This window comes from Aliirhizobium cellulosilyticum (genome assembly GCF_014198105.1).
Taxonomy (GTDB): Bacteria; Pseudomonadota; Alphaproteobacteria; order Rhizobiales; family Rhizobiaceae; genus Neorhizobium; species Neorhizobium cellulosilyticum.
The window spans coordinates 35989-52638 of sequence record NZ_JACIGW010000001.1; the positions used below are offsets into that span (position 1 = coordinate 35989).

General features: G+C 59.8%; 15 protein-coding genes. 2 read left to right on the forward strand and 13 right to left on the reverse strand.

Translation table 11 applies throughout. The features are described 5' to 3' along the window. Positions 1-105: 105 nt before the first annotated feature. The 6 genes from GGE33_RS00140 to GGE33_RS00165 form a co-directional block, all read right to left on the reverse strand. Positions 106-1611 (reverse strand): serine hydrolase domain-containing protein, encoded by a 1506-nt coding sequence (locus GGE33_RS00140; RefSeq protein ID WP_183820781.1) that lies wholly within the window; start codon positions 1609-1611, stop codon positions 106-108. Positions 1612-1747: 136 nt separating this feature from the next. Next, positions 1748-2491 (reverse strand): ABC transporter ATP-binding protein, encoded by a 744-nt coding sequence (locus GGE33_RS00145; protein ID WP_183820782.1) that lies wholly within the window; start codon positions 2489-2491, stop codon positions 1748-1750. Next, positions 2488-3315, reverse strand: a complete 828-nt coding sequence (locus GGE33_RS00150; RefSeq protein ID WP_183820783.1) for an ABC transporter ATP-binding protein — start codon at positions 3313-3315, stop codon at positions 2488-2490. Before GGE33_RS00150 ends, GGE33_RS00145 begins: the two co-directional genes overlap by 4 nt. Positions 3316-3318: 3 nt before the next feature. Continuing rightward, positions 3319-4221 (reverse strand): ABC transporter permease subunit, encoded by a 903-nt coding sequence (locus GGE33_RS00155; RefSeq protein ID WP_183822196.1) that lies wholly within the window; start codon positions 4219-4221, stop codon positions 3319-3321. Continuing rightward, positions 4218-5231 carry an ABC transporter permease gene (locus GGE33_RS00160; protein WP_148145220.1) on the reverse strand — a complete coding sequence of 338 codons (1014 nt, stop codon included), beginning with the start codon at positions 5229-5231 and terminating at the stop codon, positions 4218-4220. Before GGE33_RS00160 ends, GGE33_RS00155 begins: the two co-directional genes overlap by 4 nt. Beyond that, complete coding sequence (locus GGE33_RS00165) at positions 5228-6826, reverse strand: ABC transporter substrate-binding protein (RefSeq protein ID WP_183820784.1); 1599 nt, start codon at positions 6824-6826, stop codon at positions 5228-5230. Before GGE33_RS00165 ends, GGE33_RS00160 begins: the two co-directional genes overlap by 4 nt. Positions 6827-7034: 208 nt before the next feature. Between GGE33_RS00165 and GGE33_RS00170 the strand changes: the two genes are divergently transcribed. Further along, on the forward strand, positions 7035-8072 hold the full coding sequence (locus GGE33_RS00170; RefSeq protein WP_183820785.1) for a dipeptidase: 1038 nt from the start codon (positions 7035-7037) through the stop codon (positions 8070-8072). A gap of 55 nt (positions 8073-8127) precedes the next feature. On the opposite strand, the gene GGE33_RS00175 is transcribed toward GGE33_RS00170, so the two are convergent. The 6 genes from GGE33_RS00175 to GGE33_RS00200 form a co-directional block, all read right to left on the reverse strand. Further along, positions 8128-9234 carry a glycoside hydrolase family 88/105 protein gene (locus tag GGE33_RS00175; RefSeq protein ID WP_183820786.1) on the reverse strand — a complete coding sequence of 369 codons (1107 nt, stop codon included), beginning with the start codon at positions 9232-9234 and terminating at the stop codon, positions 8128-8130. Beyond that, the gene (pglA, locus tag GGE33_RS00180; protein WP_183820787.1) at positions 9231-10796 is read right to left on the reverse strand and encodes a polygalacturonase PglA; all 1566 of its coding nucleotides are present in this window, start codon (positions 10794-10796) and stop codon (positions 9231-9233) included. The genes GGE33_RS00175 and pglA overlap by 4 nt, the downstream gene beginning before the upstream one ends. A gap of 66 nt (positions 10797-10862) precedes the next feature. Next, a complete protein-coding gene (locus GGE33_RS00185; RefSeq protein ID WP_183820788.1) occupies positions 10863-12131 on the reverse strand; it encodes an ABC transporter substrate-binding protein in 1269 nt (422 codons plus the stop codon). Between the two features lie 29 nt (positions 12132-12160). Further along, entirely contained in the window at positions 12161-13276 is a 1116-nt protein-coding gene (locus GGE33_RS00190; RefSeq protein WP_183820789.1) for an ABC transporter ATP-binding protein, read from the reverse strand. A 1-nt stretch (position 13277) separates the two neighbouring features. Further along, positions 13278-14183, reverse strand: a complete 906-nt coding sequence (locus GGE33_RS00195) for a carbohydrate ABC transporter permease (protein ID WP_183820790.1) — start codon at positions 14181-14183, stop codon at positions 13278-13280. A 3-nt stretch (positions 14184-14186) separates the two neighbouring features. Beyond that, positions 14187-15068, reverse strand: a complete 882-nt coding sequence (locus tag GGE33_RS00200; RefSeq protein ID WP_148145213.1) for a carbohydrate ABC transporter permease — start codon at positions 15066-15068, stop codon at positions 14187-14189. 212 nt (positions 15069-15280) lie between these two features. On the opposite strand from GGE33_RS00200, the gene GGE33_RS00205 reads away from it, so the two are divergent. Continuing rightward, positions 15281-16195, forward strand: a complete 915-nt coding sequence (locus GGE33_RS00205; RefSeq protein ID WP_148145212.1) for an AraC family transcriptional regulator — start codon at positions 15281-15283, stop codon at positions 16193-16195. A gap of 13 nt (positions 16196-16208) precedes the next feature. On the opposite strand, the gene GGE33_RS00210 is transcribed toward GGE33_RS00205, so the two are convergent. Further along, positions 16209-16601 carry a winged helix-turn-helix transcriptional regulator gene (locus tag GGE33_RS00210; RefSeq protein WP_183820791.1) on the reverse strand — a complete coding sequence of 131 codons (393 nt, stop codon included), beginning with the start codon at positions 16599-16601 and terminating at the stop codon, positions 16209-16211. Between the last annotated feature and the right edge of the window lie 49 nt (positions 16602-16650).

Below are 16650 nucleotides of genomic sequence, written 5' to 3' on the forward strand. Positions count from 1 at the left end.
GAACTCCAATGCAAAACCGGCTGCGGTCTTCCATTGGTCCGAATGACGGCAAAATGCAATCAGCAGATCATGCTTTTGGAATGCGACTGTGTCAGTACGCTGCCGTCAGGCGCGGTTATATTCGATCATTCTCGCGCGTGACAGAACCAGTTCGAGGCGGCTTTCGGATAGGAGATGCAGGCAGACACGCTTCGTCCAGGGGCCATCCTTCAGGGTGAAGAGGAAGCGGCCGTTGCCGAGCGCGGTCATCGGCATGCGGTGACGGACCGGGCCGACACCCATGACGAGGGTTTCGCCGTCGATCTCGAACGTCGCGCCTTCATCGGAAAACCAGCGGCCGGAAAGCGATGCCGGGACGCCTGTATCGACAGCCGGGTGGAGGCGGCGGGCGGGGTAGCCAATCTGGCCGACGATCGCTGTGCCATCCATCTTCAGGCGCATGGGAGACGTGGCGGAGAAGGACGAGGTATAACCGTCTTCGTCCTCATAAGCTGCGGTATCGGCGTCTAGCCAGTTGACGCTGGAGCCCTTGACCTCGATCCAGAAAGGACCGGTTTCGGTGACGTAAAGACCATCCTTTAAGGCAGAGGAGGGGACGGGCAGGGCAAGGCCGAACAGCGCGGCCATGGCTGCCTGCGCGATCTTGCTGCCATTGGTGTCCTCGCGGTTGGAGACGATGACGAAACCGGTCTGGTTTGCCTGATCGAGAAGGAAATAGGTCTTGTAGCCGGGATGCGAGCCACCATGGCCGGTGAATTCGTGACCATCCAGCACAGTGCGGCAGATGCCGAGGCCGTAGCCGCTTTCGGCCCCATCTTTCAGGGTGCGGGGGGCGGCAAGGCGGGCAAGCGTGCCAGCGAAGGGCGCGTTTCCGGACAGCAGGAGTCGCAGCCAGTTGGCGAGGCTTGTGGCGCTGCCGGTCATACTGCCGGAGGCGGAGATATGCAGGCCGGCGGCGGAGAGCTGCCATTTTTCGCCATCGTGCCAGTAGCCCGGTACGAGACCGGACACGGGATCGTTCCAGACATCGGGGGCATCGAGCGTGGCGCCGGCCTTTGTGCCCGCATCACGGATGAAATCTCGGAAGAACAGGCCCTTGCGTTCAAGGGCCGTCTCGACGAGGCGATAACCGGTATTGGAATAGGAAACTTCGGTTCCGGCTTCGTAGTTCAGGCGCGTCTGGCGGGCGAGAAACTCCATCAGCGGGCCGGCCTTGGTTTCGGTACAGACCGAGAGGCCGAGAAGGGAGAGGCATTCGCGCGTGTCGGGCAGGCCGCCGCTCATGTCCAGTGCGCGGGCGACCGTGACACTTGCGATCGGCTCCTGAAGCTCGGGCAGATGCTGGCCGAGCTTGTCGTCGAGGGAGATTGCTTCCGGGTGGGAAAGCACCATCGCACAGAAAGCATGTTTGGTGACGGAGGCGTAACGCACGACCGTATCGGCGCCGAACGGCGCCATGGTGGAGAGGCTTTCGACACCGCCAACCTCGGCAAAACGGATGCCGTTGGCGTCGAAGCCGATCACTGCACCACCGGGCTGATCAGCACCCCATCCGTCAGTGAATTTTCTGACAGCTTGTTGCGCTTTATCCCAGTTGGCCGTGATCGACATCTCGCTTCTCCACTTACTGCTCTAGAACCGGACCGGGTCCGCCAGAACCCTCCACAGCGCCGCAATGGCGCTGTAGCACTTTCGTGACGCATCGTACTTTCCGAAAACCGTACCGGTTCTCGGGTCGATGCGTAGGTCAGGCCGGTTCTTCGAGCTCCACGCTCAGACTGCGCAATTCGCGGGTATGAGCGTGATTGACATTACCGAGTCTCAGGTCCTCGGCAGTTACCTGTTCAACCATGTGGCCATCGATCATCACACCGACCTCAGTACAAAGATGCGCGATGACGCTGAGATTGTGGCTGACCATCACATAGGTGAGGTTCCGCTCTGCGCGAAGATCAGCCAGAAGGTTGAGGATTTCTGCCTGAACCGAGACGTCGAGCGCCGAAGTCGGCTCATCGAGCAGCAAAACTTCCGGTTCTGCGATCAGGGCGCGAGCGATTGCGACGCGCTGGCGCTGGCCGCCCGAAAGCTGGTGCGGATAACGGAAGCGCGCGGTCTGCGGCAGGGCAACGGCCGACAGCACCTTGGCGATGCGGTCATCGATATTGTCCATCCCATGCACGAGCGGCAGTTCCGACAGGATGCGGTCGATCGTCTGGCGCGGGTGCAGCGAACCATAAGGGTCCTGAAACACCATCTGCACCTTGCGGAAAAAGGCAGGCGGACGATAGAGCGGGGCGTTTTCGCCGGAAAAGGCGATACGGCCGGACCAGTCGTTGTTGAGGCCGGCCATGGCGCGCAGCACCGTGGATTTGCCTGAGCCGCTTTCACCGACGATACCGAAGCTTGCGCCCTTGGCGACGTTGAAGGACACGCCCTTGACGACTTCGCGGCCAACGAAGCTGATACGCAGATTGTCGATCTCGATCGTCATTTCAGCCACTCCGGATCACGGGTAAGGACGGGCAGGCGCTCCTTCGGGTGCATCAGCGAGGGCATGCAGTTCAAGAGGCCGCGCGTATAGGGATGCTGCGCGGCGAGCAGGTCCGACGCCTTCAGTTCTTCCATCACATGACCGGCATACATGACGGCGACGCGGTCGCAGAAATGCGAGACGAGCGGCAGGTCGTGGCTGATGAGCAGAAGGCCCATGCCGCGTTCCGACACCAGTTCCTCGATCAGGCGCAGGATTTCGGCCTGCACCGTGGCATCGAGCGCAGACGTCGGCTCGTCGGCGATCAGCAGTTCTGGATCGGGGGCGAGCATCATGGCGATCATGACGCGCTGGCCCATGCCGCCGGAGACTTCGTGCGGGTAGGAGGCGGCGACCTTCTTCGGATCGCGGATCTTCACCATTTCCAGAAGGTTGATCGCGGCTTCCAGCGCTGCGCGCTTGCTGCCGCCCTTGTGGGTGCGCCATGCTTCGGCGACCTGGCTGCCGACGGTCTTTACCGGGTTCAGCGAATATTTCGGATCCTGCAGGATGAAGCCGGCCCGCTTGCCGCGGATCGTGCGCATCTGCTTTTCCGACGCCGAGCGGATGTCGATGCCGTCGAATTCCAGCTTGTCCGCCGCGATGACGGTCTGCGTGGGCAGAAGCTTCATCAGTGCGCGGGCGGTCAGGCTCTTGCCCGAGCCGCTTTCGCCGACAATGCCCAGCTTTTCGGTGCCAAGCTTCAGCGACACGCCCTTGACTGCCTGATGGAAGCCGGTGCGCGACTTGAAGCCGATCTTGAGGTTTTGAATATCGACCAGCATCCGTCAGTTCCCCTTCGGATCCAGTACGTCGCGCAGCGCATCGCCCAAGAAATTGAACGCGAGCGAGACGAAGAAGATTGCGATGCCGGGAATGGCGGCAACCCACCACTGTTCGAAGATGAAGCGCTTGGCTGTCGCGATCATCGCACCCCATTCCGGCGACGGCGGCTGGGCGCCCATGCCGAGGAAGCCGAGCGAGGCGGCGGTGATGATGATCGACGACATGTCGAGCGTGACGCGAACGATGAGCGTCGGCACGCAGAGCGGCATAATGTGACGGAAGATGATGCGCCAGGAGGAGCCACCGGTCAGGCGATAGGCTGCGATGAAATCGCTGCCGCGAACCGTCAGCGTTTCGGCACGGGCCATGCGGGCATAGGGCGGCCAGGCGGTCAGTGCGATGGCGAGAATGGCGCTTTCGACACCCGGCTTCAAGGCGGCTACGAAGGCGAGGGCCAGAACGAGACGCGGGAAGGCGAGGAAGATGTCGGTGATGCGCATCAGGATCGTATCGACGATGCCGCCGAAATAACCGGCGATGCACCCGATGGCGAGGCCAATCGGGGCGACCAGAACGACAACGGCGATGACCATGCCCAGCGTGACGCGGCCGCCGTAGAGAAGGCGCGAATAGATGTCGCGGCCGAGTTCATCGGTGCCGAACCAGTGCAGCGCGCTCGGAGCCGCGAGGCGGTTGCCGAGATCCTGCATTGCCGGATCGTGGGTGGCAAGCAGCGGCGCGAAGATGGCGATGCCGATGAAAATGGCGATGATGGTCAGGCCGATCATGCCGAGCGCGTTGCCGCGCAGGTTCAGCCAGATACGGTACCAGTTGCCCCAGGCGGCCTGGCGGCGCGAGGACGGATTTTCGTCCAGCGCCCAGTTTCGGAAGGTGGCGTTCATTATTGTACCCGTGGATCGAGGACGCGGTAGAGAATGTCCGCAATCAGGTTGAGGCCGACATAGATGAGGCCGATCAGCAGCGTGGTGCCGACGACCGGGTTCATGTCCGCATTCATCAGCGAGACGGTCAGATACTGTCCGATGCCCGGCCAGGAGAACACGGTCTCGGTGACGACGGCGCCCTCGAGAAGGCCGGCATAGGTCAGCGCCATGACGGTGACGAGCTGGACTGCAACCGTCGGGAAGGCATGGCCCCAGATGACTTTCGTCAGTGACAGGCCCTTGGCGCGGGCGGTGATGACATATTCGCCCTTCAACGCGTCGATCATGAAGGCGCGCGTCATGCGGGCGATATAGGCCATCGAGAAATAGGCGAGGATGATGACCGGCTGGGCCATATGCGCAAGCGCATCCTTGAACGCATCGAAATCGCCGGCGATCAGGGTGTCGATCGTCAGGATGCCGGTGACCGTATCGATCATGCCGTCAAAAATGATGTCCTGGCGGCCGGGACCCGGGGCGAGGTCGAGCCAGGAATAGAAGATCAGAAGCGAGATCAGCGACAGCATGAAGACCGGCACAGAATGGCCGGCGAGGCAGACGACGCGGATCGCCTGGTCGGTGAACGTGCCCTGGCGCACAGCTGCCCAGACGCCGAGCGGAATGCCGATCAGCGCTGCGAGAAGCAGGGCTGCGGTGGCAAGCTCGAAAGTGGCCGGGAAGAAGCGGACGATATCGGTTGCGACCGGGTTCTTGGTCAGAACCGACATGCCGAAATCGCCGTGGGCCAGCTGGTAGAGATAATGCAGGAACTGCACCGGAATGGGCTGATCAAGGCCCATTTCGGCGCGTACGCGAAGAATGACATCCTCGGGCGCATTGTCGCCAACGGCGGCAATGACCGGATCGACCGGCATGACCCGGCCGATGAGGAAAGTCAGGACAGTCAAACCGAACAGCGTTAGGAGGACGCTGCTCAGTGTTGCTGCAAGGCTTTTAAAACGTCTGTTCACGCCTTGTTGGTCCCGAGGTAGGAGTTGCCTTCAGACAGAACGCCGATCTGGAAACCGGTAACGCCCTTGCGGCAAGCTGCGGTCTTGGTGTTCTGGAACATGATCGCGAACGGGCTGTTGTGCATGAATTCGCGCTGCAGGGTTTCGTAGAGTTCCAGACGCTTTGCCGGGTCCTTCTCGTCGCGGGCTGCTTCAGCCTTGGCGGTCAGTTCGTCGTTCTTGAAGCTGGAGCGCCATGCGAAAGGCTTCTTCTTGGCGTCGTCCGAATTGTCCTTGTTGATGCAGAACACTTCGGCATTGGAGTTCGGGTCGAAATAGTCGGTGCCCCATGCGGACAGCGCCATTTCGTGCTGGCGGGCGCGCATCTTGGTGAGAACCTGGCGGTTTTCAGCCGACTGCAGTTTTACGCGGATGCCGATTTCGCCGAGGTTCGACTGGATCGCCTGGGCGATATCCGGAGCCGGCTGTGCCGAGTAGTGGTCGAGGGTGATGTCGAAACCGTCTGCGAGACCGGCTTCCGCCATCAGCGCCTTGGCCTTGGCGACATCCTTCTGGAACGGCGTATCCATGACCGTGCCCGGGAAGCCTGCCGGTTCCATGCTCTGGTGAACGGCGTGCGTCAGCGGGATGATGTTCTTCTGGATGCCTTCGTAGTCGAGCGCCCACTTGACGGCTTCCCAAACCTGCGGCTTTGCGAGGTTCGCATTGGTCTGGTTCATCGAGATCAGCATCAGGGATGCGATCTGTTTGCGCACCAGAACGACGTTCTCGTCGGACTGCAGAACCTTCAGCTGCTCGGAGGTCAGGTCGCGTGCGATATCGACATCACCCTTCTGCAGCATCAGCATCTGCGAGGACGGATCGACGACGTGGCGGATGATGACGCGCTTGAGGTTACCCTTGTACGGGCCGTGCTCGTTGAGCGTCAGCGCGATGCTTTCGGAAGCCTTCCAGGACTGAAGCTTGAACGAACCGGAGCCGGCGCTGTTCTTCTGCAGCCAGGCATTGCCGAGGTCGCCATTCACTTCGTTTTCGAGAACCGTCTTCTTTTCAACGATGGCGCCGATGTTTGCCGAGAGGCAGAACAGTAGGAAGGAGATTGCGGTCGGCTTTTCGGTCGTCAGCGTGACGGTCTTTTCGTCCTTCGCAACAATCATGGCTTCGACATTTTCTGCCGTGAAGCCGAACTGGTTGATTATGAAGGCCGGGCTCTTGTTCATCTTGATGGCGCGCTGCAGCGAGAACGCAACGTCGTCCGCGGTAACGGCTGCGCCCGAGGCGAAGGTGGAGTTGCCGAGCTTGAAGGTGAAGACCTTGTTGTCGGCATCGGCTTCCCAGGAAGCGGCGATGACCGGGAGGACTTCATTGGGGTTGTCGCTGTTGGCGCGAACCAGCTTTTCGTACATGTTGCTGATCATCTCGCCACCGACGGCCTCAAAACCCTCATGCGGGTCAAGGCTGGTCATGTTGTCGAGCTGCTGGGCAACAACCAGGATGTCCTTCGGCGTGGCCGCGAAAACTGTGTCGGCCAGGTTGATGTAGGACAGGAAGGGCAGGGCTGCGCCGCCGATCAGGAAGTTACGTCTGGATACCATTGCTATATTCCCCATTGAACAACTGAACCCCCAGTATTTGAAGGGTCAGCAAGATTTTGCCGCAATTTGTCGCGCATCTTAACAGTGCGTTTACGGGCCGACCAATTCCATTTTTCGAATAGGTTATGCGCGGTTTGCATTTGCGACCGCGGCCCCACCTACTTACGGATAGCCACAACTGATAGGTTCCGGCAGGACGATTTTGAAAATGTTGAACAATCCTCTCCCGATTTTCGATGGCCACAATGACGTGCTTCTCCGCTTGCGACGTGGTGGCGGCAACGATCCGGTAAAGCGTTTTATTGAAGGCGAAGAAACAGGACATATCGACCTGCCTCGCGCCAGGGCCGGCGGCCTGGCCGGCGGTCTATGCGCTATTTACGTGCCCTCGCCAAGCATGACGAAGGACGCGAACGGGGATTATCCAACACCTTTGCAGCCCGATGCGCTGAATGAGACGCTGGCGATGGCGCGGCTTCTTTTCGATATCGAAGCCCGCTCGCAGGGCGCAGTGACCGTATGCCGCACGGCCGACGATATCCGCCGATCGATCGAAACCGGCAGTTTTGCCGCGGTCTTTCATATCGAGGGAGCGGAAGCGGTCGCCGCCGATCTGGACGCACTTCACGTGCTGCATCAGGCGGGCCTGCGCACGCTCGGCCCGGTCTGGAGCCGGCCGAATGTCTTCGCCTATGGCGTGCCGTTCCGCTACCCGTCTTCGCCGGATATCGGTCCGGGCCTGACGGATGCCGGCCGTGACCTGATCCGTGCCTGCAACGAGCTGAAGATCATGGTCGACCTGTCGCACATGAACGAGGCAGGTTTCTGGGAGATCGCCAAGCTTTCCAAGGCGCCGCTGGTTGCCTCGCATTCCAACGTGCATGCGCTTTGCAACCACAGCCGCAATCTCACCGACCGCCAGCTCGATGCTATTCGCGATACGGGGGGGCTTGCCGGCATCAATTTCGGTGTGCTGTTCCTGCGTGACGACGGGGTGAAGGACCCGAATACCAGTATTGATCTTCTGGTGCGCCATGTTGCCTATATCGCGGAGCGGATCGGCATCGAGCATGTGGCGCTCGGCTCTGATTTCGACGGCACGACCATTCCGGCGGAAATGAAGGATGCGGCCGGGCTGCCCCTGTTGGTCGAGGCTCTGCGCAAGCATGGCTTCAACGATGCCGAACTGAAGAAGATCGGCCACGAGAACTGGATTTCGGTTCTGGAGCGCAGCTGGGCTGCTTGAGACTTAAGTGATTTGGCGGCATGAGAGCATGCCGCCAGGTTGTTCCGATTAATGGTCAGGCAGCCTTTGCCCTGATCGCAAGCGTGGCTTCCGCATAGGCCATCATGAAGGGGCCGACCCCCTTGGCGTCATCGGCCACGACTTCCTCGACCAGATAATAGGCCGGCGAGCCGTCACGATAACGGCCATTGAAGGGGCCAAGGCCTGCCACCTGGCAGATGCCTACAAGGCGGGTTTCGCCGTTTTCTTCGACAAGCCGTGTGTCGATAAGCGCTTCTGCCGCCTTCTGGCCGGAGGCGCGGATTTTCGACGCTTCTTCCGGGGATGTCAGATCCAGTCGCTCGGCCCGCAGCAGGGCATAGGCGAACATGGCCGATGCAGAGGTTTCGTCGTAATTGCCGGCAAGATCCGGGGCATCCAGCACCTGCGGCCAGAGGCCGGATTGCTGTTGCCTTTCGGCAAGTGCCAGAAGAACCGCGCGTGTCTGTTTTCTCAGCGTTGCTGTTGCCTGATCTGCGGGAAGAACTGCAAGGATATCGACCAGCGCCATGATCAGCCATCCGATGGCGCGCGACCAGACGGCCGGAGATTTGCCGGTGAGTTGATCTGCCCATTTTTCCGCGCGGCTGTCGTCATAGCCGTGGACATAAAGTCCGTTGCCGACCTGGGTCAGCGCGAGTGCCGTTGCCAGTTGCTGCAGGGCATCGGCGATCCTTGGCGTTTCACCGGACCGGAGCGCATATTCGACCTGGAAGGGCAGGCCCATATAGAGCCCGTCCAGCCAGACCTGAGAAGGATAGCGCTTCTTGTGCCAGTAGTTGCCGGCCGGGATGCGCGGATGCGCATCGAGCTGTGCGATCAGGCGGCGTGCTGCCGCCATGTAGCGGGGATCGCCGGTTTGCCGGTCGAGGAAGATCAACGCACGTCCCGGCAGGACGTTGTCGATGTTGAACTCTTCCTGAGTGTAGCCGGCAAGGCTTCCGTCCGGGCTGACCTGGGGATCAATCAGACGCAGGATATGGTCGAGCCAGCGCTGCTCGCCAGTTGCCTGATAGAGCAGTTCCAGTCCGCGATAGATGCAGCCGTCCTCATAGCACCAGTTGCCGTTCTTGTAGGCCTGGTAGCGAGTGCAGAATTGGTCGAAATAGTCGGTGGGTTTCATCGGGGTGCCAGTAGGTTTGGGAGGGAGATCGGGTCGGTGGAGAGCAGGCTCGCATCATCGATGTCGATCTGCGCATGTTCGCAGAGGATCTGTTCGTGACGCATGGCCCGCACGCCATCGGCCATGATGGGAGGTGCCGCTATTGCGGCCGGGTCGGTGGAGTGAATACGCAGGCCGCGGATGCGGATGTTGCGGACCGGCATTTCCGGCAGGCCAAGGAAGACGCCTGCGGCAAGCGCCAAGCCATAGACATCGACGTCCTCGACGAAAATGCCGTCGACATAGGGCGTTCCCTCGACGACCGGTGCAGGTGTCCGAGACTGGACCCAGTCGTCATGGCCGTCTGCATCGCAGAAATAGTGGACGTTGGCCGAAAGCGTAACCAAGACGCCATCCATCTTTACACGGCGCATGGTGATGTTGCTGATGCCGCCGCCACGACCGCGGCGGGTCTTTATCCGCAGACCGCGGTCGGTGCCGACCATATCGCAATCCTCGACGGTCACATCATGAACGCCGCCGGACATTTCCGAACCAATGACGACGCCGCCATGGCCGCGTTCCATCAGGCAATGGCGGATTTCGACGCCGCGGGTTTCGCTCAGGTGGTCCGCTTCGCCCTTGTTGCCGCGCTTGCCGGCCTTGATGGCGATGCAATCGTCGCCGACGGAAAAGCGCACACCCTCGACCGTTACATTGCGGCAGCCTTCGGGGTCGAAGCCGTCGGTATTGGGGCTGTCATGGGGCGCCTGGATGTGGAGTGCCACCGCCGCCAGTCCGTCGCAGCCCTGCGGGTGGACGGTCCATGAGGGAGCATTGCGAATGGTGAAGCCGAGGAGAAGGGTCTCTTTGCAATCGACCAGGTGAAGGCCGCGCGGACGGCGTGCGCCATCACGGGTTTCCTTCGGCCATGTCCACCAGTCGCCGGCATTGCCGGAGCCGTCGAGAGTGCCTTTGCCTTCGATCGTCAAACGTTCCGCGCCGATGGCATGAACGGGAGCTGCAAAGCAGGCATCGGGTAGTCCTTCCCAGCTGCCCAGCATACGGCCGTCATCAGCGCGCGCCGGCAGGATCGGCCAACCTTCTCGGACGCTCGGTGCGCGAAGCACCGCACCTTCTGCGAGATGCAGTGTCAGGTCGCTCCGCAGCTTCAGGGGGAAGGCTGTCCATGTGCCGGGTGCAATATAGAGTGTGCCACCCAAGGGGGTGTCCGCCAAAGCCTTGGCAAGAGCGTCGGCATTTTTGCGCGCTGCGGCAAGGTCGGACAGATCGGTATTCTGAACAAGTCCGTAATCGGCTGCCCGCACGAGGCCGGCGCAATCGCGGGTCCGAAATGAAAGAGGCTCGAAACCTTCCGCCTCGAAACGATAATCCGTGGCGGGATAAAGGGCATCAAGGAGGGTCACCACGGTGGTTGCCGTTCCCTGCTGTACGGGGTTGCTTTCCCCATTGCGCAACAAGCGCCAGGCTAACGGTTGCGGCAGGGCATGACGTGCGCCAGGCACAGCCAGCCTTATGGCCGCGATCCGTGCTGAGATCGCAACTGAAATGGCTTTGTTCATCGTTTCTCTCTTGATTTATGCACCACCCGGCCCGCGATCAGGCCGGGTGGAGAGTTCCGTCCGCGCTTAGTCGAACTTCTTCAGGGCGTCGTTCACGCCTTCGATGATCTGCTCGGCGGCTTCCGTCGAGTTGATCTGCTCGTAGGCATATTCTTCGAGCGTATCGATGATGATGCCGCGGATGACCGGGTTTTCGTCGAAGGGTGAAATCGTCGGGCCTTCGGAGGCCATGACGATTGCGTTGGCGGCGCGGACTTCCGGTTCGCCGGCATTGGTCAGTCGTGCCATGGCGGCCTTGGAGGCCGGAATGCCACGCGACGTGCCGAGAATGTCGATGCCTTCCGGTTCATTCAGCAAGCAATTGGTGATCTGTGCTGCTGCTTCCGGGTTCTTCGAGTTCTTCGAGATTGAGAAGACCATCGACGGCTTGCGGAAGACGCCTTCGCTCTTGCCATTGGTCATCTTCAGCATCGGTACCGGCTTCAGGACCTGGCCGTCTTTCAGCGGATCGGCATATTTCGAATAGGTCGAATCCCATTCGTAGGAACCTGCAATCTTGCCTTCCGACCAAGCCGGCTTTTCGAAGAGGTTGACGTTACCGTCGGCTGCTTCCTGCTTCTGCGAGCGGATCGCACCGGTTTCCACTAGCTTGCCGAGGAAGTCGATGCCGGCTGCCAGTTCTTCAGGTGTCCAGGCTACACGGTTGGTCTTCGGATCAACCATGCCCTTGCCGGTGGCCTGGGTTACGGCCAGCGTCATCAGAAGATGCGCCGTCTCCTTGACTGCGTTGAAGGTGTAGTAATCCGGACCGAGCTTTTCCTTGACCGTCTTGGTCATAGCAAAGAACTCATCCCAAGTGGTCGGAACGGCTACGCCGGCTTTTTCAAGCGTCGTCGTGTTGAAGAAGAAGACGCGGCCGCTGGTGGAGACCGACAGGCCCTGCAGCACTCCGTTCGTGGAGCCCGATTCCAGATCGCCGTCGCTCCAGTTCGAAAGGTCGAGACCCTTCAGGGTGCGCAGGTCGGCAAAGCCTTTGCCGTCCTTGGAGAACAGCGGCAGCCACGGCCAATTGACCTGGATGATATCGGCTTCCGTCTTGCCTGCCATCTGGGTCGTCAGCTTTTCCAGATAACCGTCGAAACCGGTGAACTCGCCCTTCACTGTGTGGCCATATTTTGCGCCGCAAGCGGCAATGGCCTTCTGCGTTGCGACGTGGCGGCTTTCACCACCCCACCACGACATGCGCAGTTCCGCGGCGCTTGCCGAAGGTGCCATTGCGATGACCGCAAGAGCTGCTCCTGCAAGAAAGACGGATGATTTCAGTATGCTTTTCATGGTTGCCTCCTCAAATTGGCTTTAAATTGTTATGCCGCAATGCTGCCTCCATGCAGCGAAACGTTGCGGCCATCTGACTTGTCGAAAACGTGCAATGTCTTCGGGTCGGGGCGCAGGCGGATCACGTCGGATTGTCCCCTTGCCTCGAATTCTGCAGCACCAACCACGCTCACCAGCCTGCGGCCTTCGCAATCCGCATGCATGTAGACTTCGTGGCCCATGAACTCGGCATTCACGAGTTTTGCCTGCAGCGCCGGTCCTTCCGAGACCAGTGAGAACTGCTGCGGGCGGATGCCGAGAACGGCGTTGCCGGGCTGACTGGAAAGCCGGCCTGCGAGATCGCTGCCGAGCGCCAGGCGCTGGCTGCCCATGATGAACTCTCCGCCTTCCATAGCACCTTCGACGAGGTTCATTTCCGGCGTACCGATGAAGCCTGCGACGAAAAGATTGGCCGGAGCGTTGTAGAGTTCCTTCGGGGTGGCGACCTGCATGATGTGACCGGCCTGCATGACGCAGATGCGGTCGCCCATGGTCATTGCCTCCGTCTGGTCGTGGGTGACGTAGATGACGGTCGGCGAGCTGCCTTCCGCCTTCAACTGGCGGTGCAGGTCGGTAATGCGGACGCGCATCGAGGCGCGCAGCTTGGCGTCGAGGTTCGACAGCGGTTCGTCGAAGAGGAAGACGCCGGGGTTCTTGATGAGTGCACGGCCGAGCGCGACGCGCTGGGCCTGGCCGCCCGAAAGCTGTTTCGGCAGGCGATCGAGCAACGGTTCGATTTCAAGGATTTCCGCGACCTTATCGACTGCGGCGGCGATTTCCGCCTTCGGACGACCGGCGATGCGCAGGCCGAAGGAGAGATTGCCGCGCACCTTCATATGCGGATAGAGCGCATAGTTCTGGAACACCATGGCGATCTGCCGCTTGCTTGGCGAGAGATCGTTGACGCGCTCTCCGCCGATGATGACGTCACCAGCCGTAATTTCTTCGAGGCCGGCGACCATGCGCAGTGTCGTCGACTTGGCGCAGCCCGACGGGCCGACCAGGACCATGAACTCGCCGTCCTTGATATCAAGATCGATGCCGTGAACGACCTTGTTGGTCTTGTTGTAGACTTTCTCGAGGTTTTTCAGTTGTACCTGTGCCATGTCAGCCCTTTCTGCCTCCCGCAGAGATTCCTTCGATGAAGTACCGTTGCGCTGCGAAGAACACGACAAGCGCCGGGGTGATGGTGAGCACCGACATCGCCAGGATGCGGTTCCATTCGAAGGCTTCGGTTGTATCGATTGAGAGTTTGAGCGCGAGGCTCACCGGATATTTGTCGACGGACGAGATGTAGATCAGCGGTCCGAGGAAGTCGTTCATCGTCCACATGAACTGGAACAGGCAGACCGAGACCAGCGCGGGCCCGAGCATGGGAACGACGATGAAGATCAGCGTCTGCAGGCTGTTTGCGCCATCGACACGGGCGGCTTCCTCCATGTCCGTCGGCAGCGAGCGCAGGAACTGCACCAGCATGAAGACGAAGAAGGCATCACCGGCGAGTGCGGACGGTACCCAGAGCGGCAGGAAGCTATCCAGCCAGCCGAGATCCCTGAAGAGGATGTATTGCGGAATGCGGGTGACGACGTTCGGCAGAAGCAGGACGGCGATGACCGATCCGAACAGGATCTTCTTCAGCGGGAACTCGAAGCGGGCAAAGGCGTAGGCCACCATCGTGCAGGAGATGGCCGTGCCGATGACCTTTGGCAGGATAATCAGGAACGAATTCCAGAAGAACCGGCCGAATGTATAGGGCGTCGAGGTCTGCCAGCCTTGGACATAACCTTCGACTGTCGGGCTTTCCGGCAGGAAACCGGCGCCGGCAAAGATCTCCGAATTGGTCTTGAAGCTTGCACCGACCAGCCAGATCAGCGGGTAGAGCATCAGGAAGCCGACACCGAAGAGCAGGGAGTAACGGACGACCGCGGAGATGAGATCCATGCGGGCGCGTTTTGCTGCGGCGGCTTCATCCGAGTTGCGGGCCGCAGTTTTGGGCATAGTGATATCGGCCATGGCTCAGCTCCTCTTGTCGCCGGCGTAGTAGACCCACTTCTTCGAGGACCAGAAGGCCACGATGGTGAGGATCATGATGATGGCGAAGAGCACCCAGGCGATCGCCGAGGCGTAGCCCATGTTGAACTTCTTGAAGGCCTCCTCGTAGATGTAGAGGGGCAGGAGATAGGTGGATTTCAGCGGGCCGCCTTGCGTGATGATGTAAGGGCCGTTGAACTCCTGGAATGCCTGGACCATCTGCATGACGAGATTGAAGAAAATGACCGGTGTCAGCAGCGGCAGTGTTACGAAGAAGAAGGTCGTGACCTTGCCGGCGCCATCGATCGAGGCCGCTTCATAAAGCGACTTGTCGATCGACTGCAGGGCGGCAAGGAAGATCACCATGGCCGAACCGAACTGCCAGCAGCGCAGAAGCGTGATGGTGAAAAGTGCATTTGTCGGATCGCCGAACCAGTCTACCGGAGCAAAGCCGACAGCGCCGATCGCCATGTTGACGAGGCCTTCGGCCGAGAAGAGGTAACGCCACAGAACGGCGATGGCGATCGATCCGCCGAGGATGGACGGGACATAAAAAGCCGTCCGGAAGAAATTAATGAATTTAAGCTTGTAGTTGAGTATGGCGGCGATGAAGAGCGCGAAAGCAAGCTTCAGCGGCACGGTGGAAAATACGTAAATAAGCGTGACAGTCAGCGACTTGTCGAAAGTCCGGTCGCGGGTGAACAGGCGCTCATAGTTCGACAGCCCGGTCCATTGCGGGCTGCTCATCAGGTCGTAGCTGGTGAAGCTCAGATAAAGCGAAGTCAAAAAAGGGATGGCCGTGAATATGACGAGGCCAATCAAATATGGGGTCAGATAGGCATATCCCAGGAAGCGCTGAGACCTCATGAGGCGCCTCCAACGGGCAAATCACACCCGGTTATGAGAAATACATTTTTGTGCAAATCAAATTCCTCCTCCAGCCAATAGGTGCAAGGCTGTTATGCGTCAGTGGCTTAGCTGAAAGACTGAACATTCATCAATTCTGTTCCCCCTCCAGTATTTAGCGTGACATAATTTCATTTTCAGTCGAGAATGAATGAACAAACACGGAAAAAAAGATGGACGAAATCGAAGGTGGCATTCTCTCCAGTATCGCGCCCTCTGCGCTGTCGTTGAAACTCACTCGAGCGACGATCAAGATGGAGCATTCCAAGACGTGGCGCATTGACAAGACAAACCCCGTCGAAGATTTCGTCATCTGCCTGGAAGGCTGCGGCCACTATGTCATCGAGGGGGAACGCCGGGTGATGGAGCCTGGTGACGCAATGCTTATCCGGCGTGGGCAGCGCTTTCGCGGCTGGAACCGCGGAACGACAATCTATAGGGGAATTGCCCAGCATTTCTCCTTGGACATCTACGGCAAGCATGACCTGATTGCGCAGATGCAACTGCGACCTCATGTCCGGCTTAAGAAGTGGCCGCTACTGGAGCCGCTGGTGCGACAATATCGCCAGACGGCGCCGCCTTCTTCCCTGACGCTCAGCCAGCATCATCTCTTCATGTATCTGCTGATCGCCTATATCGAGGACGCGTTCATCGGCTGGAACGACAGTGCGACATATCAGACCGAAGGAACCGACGCCCTTGATCTGGCGGTAATGAAGGCTGCGGCGATGATCTCGGCCAATCCTCTCGATCCGGATATCGCGGAACAGGCAGTCGATGCCTCGCCCTTCAATGCTGACTATTTTCTGCGCGAGTTCAAGAAGCGGGTAGGCCACACGCCGCGCAAATACCAGGAGCAGAAGCGCATGGAGCGCGCCATGCATCTGCTGGAGGCGGGGATGCCGGTTGCCAATGCGGCGGCGGACGTCGGTTACGGTGATCCCTATTATTTCTCACGCATGTTCAAGCGTGTCTTCGGGGTCAGCCCGCGTGCGCATGTCGAACGGGTGAAGCGCAACCGGAATGGCGGCTTGCTCCGTTTCGACGAGGCCGAACAGATCAGATTGATGAGCATCGATCCTGGCTGATGCGCGTCACGGGTTATGCGGCGATATCGTCCGTCGTGGGCTCGCGCGGATCCATGCCGCGCGGCTTGCCATAGAGGCCGATATTGGCATCGCCCCAGAGTTTCAGCGCAAGCAGGATCGGTTCCATGCTGCGGCCGAGTTCGGAGAGGCTGTATTCCACCTTCGGGGGCACCTGGGCATAGACTTTGCGCTCAATCAGGCCATCGTCTTCCAGTTCGCGCAGCTGGTTGGTCAGCATGCGCGGCGTGACGTTGACGATATGCCTGCGGATTTCGTTGAAGCGCAGTGTTCCCGACAAAAGATGGTACAGCACGACGGACTTCCACTTGCCATCGATGAGACCAATTGCCGCTTCCACCGAGCAGCCGGGAGAGCAATCGAAACGGGAGTGACGGGCCTTGGCCATGACAGTATCCTTTTTGATACTACGTGCTGTTTTTGTGCGTATTGCACCT

What these genes read in the sequence shown, in the direction of transcription:
- GGE33_RS00190 (WP_183820789.1), bottom strand. Translation starts at nt 13,276, where the DNA reads ATGGCACAGGTACAACTGAAAAACCTCGAGAAAGTCTACAACAAGACC.
- GGE33_RS00175 (WP_183820786.1), bottom strand. Translation starts at nt 9,234, where the DNA reads ATGAAACCCACCGACTATTTCGACCAATTCTGCACTCGCTACCAGGCC.
- GGE33_RS00195 (WP_183820790.1), bottom strand. Translation starts at nt 14,183, where the DNA reads ATGGCCGATATCACTATGCCCAAAACTGCGGCCCGCAACTCGGATGAA.
- GGE33_RS00170 (WP_183820785.1), top strand. Translation starts at nt 7,035, where the DNA reads ATGTTGAACAATCCTCTCCCGATTTTCGATGGCCACAATGACGTGCTT.
- GGE33_RS00140 (WP_183820781.1), bottom strand. Translation starts at nt 1,611, where the DNA reads ATGTCGATCACGGCCAACTGGGATAAAGCGCAACAAGCTGTCAGAAAA.
- GGE33_RS00145 (WP_183820782.1), bottom strand. Translation starts at nt 2,491, where the DNA reads ATGACGATCGAGATCGACAATCTGCGTATCAGCTTCGTTGGCCGCGAA.
- GGE33_RS00205 (WP_148145212.1), top strand. Translation starts at nt 15,281, where the DNA reads ATGGACGAAATCGAAGGTGGCATTCTCTCCAGTATCGCGCCCTCTGCG.
- GGE33_RS00185 (WP_183820788.1), bottom strand. Translation starts at nt 12,131, where the DNA reads ATGAAAAGCATACTGAAATCATCCGTCTTTCTTGCAGGAGCAGCTCTT.
- GGE33_RS00210 (WP_183820791.1), bottom strand. Translation starts at nt 16,601, where the DNA reads ATGGCCAAGGCCCGTCACTCCCGTTTCGATTGCTCTCCCGGCTGCTCG.
- pglA (WP_183820787.1), bottom strand. Translation starts at nt 10,796, where the DNA reads ATGAACAAAGCCATTTCAGTTGCGATCTCAGCACGGATCGCGGCCATA.
- GGE33_RS00165 (WP_183820784.1), bottom strand. Translation starts at nt 6,826, where the DNA reads ATGGTATCCAGACGTAACTTCCTGATCGGCGGCGCAGCCCTGCCCTTC.
- GGE33_RS00150 (WP_183820783.1), bottom strand. Translation starts at nt 3,315, where the DNA reads ATGCTGGTCGATATTCAAAACCTCAAGATCGGCTTCAAGTCGCGCACC.
- GGE33_RS00200 (WP_148145213.1), bottom strand. Translation starts at nt 15,068, where the DNA reads ATGAGGTCTCAGCGCTTCCTGGGATATGCCTATCTGACCCCATATTTG.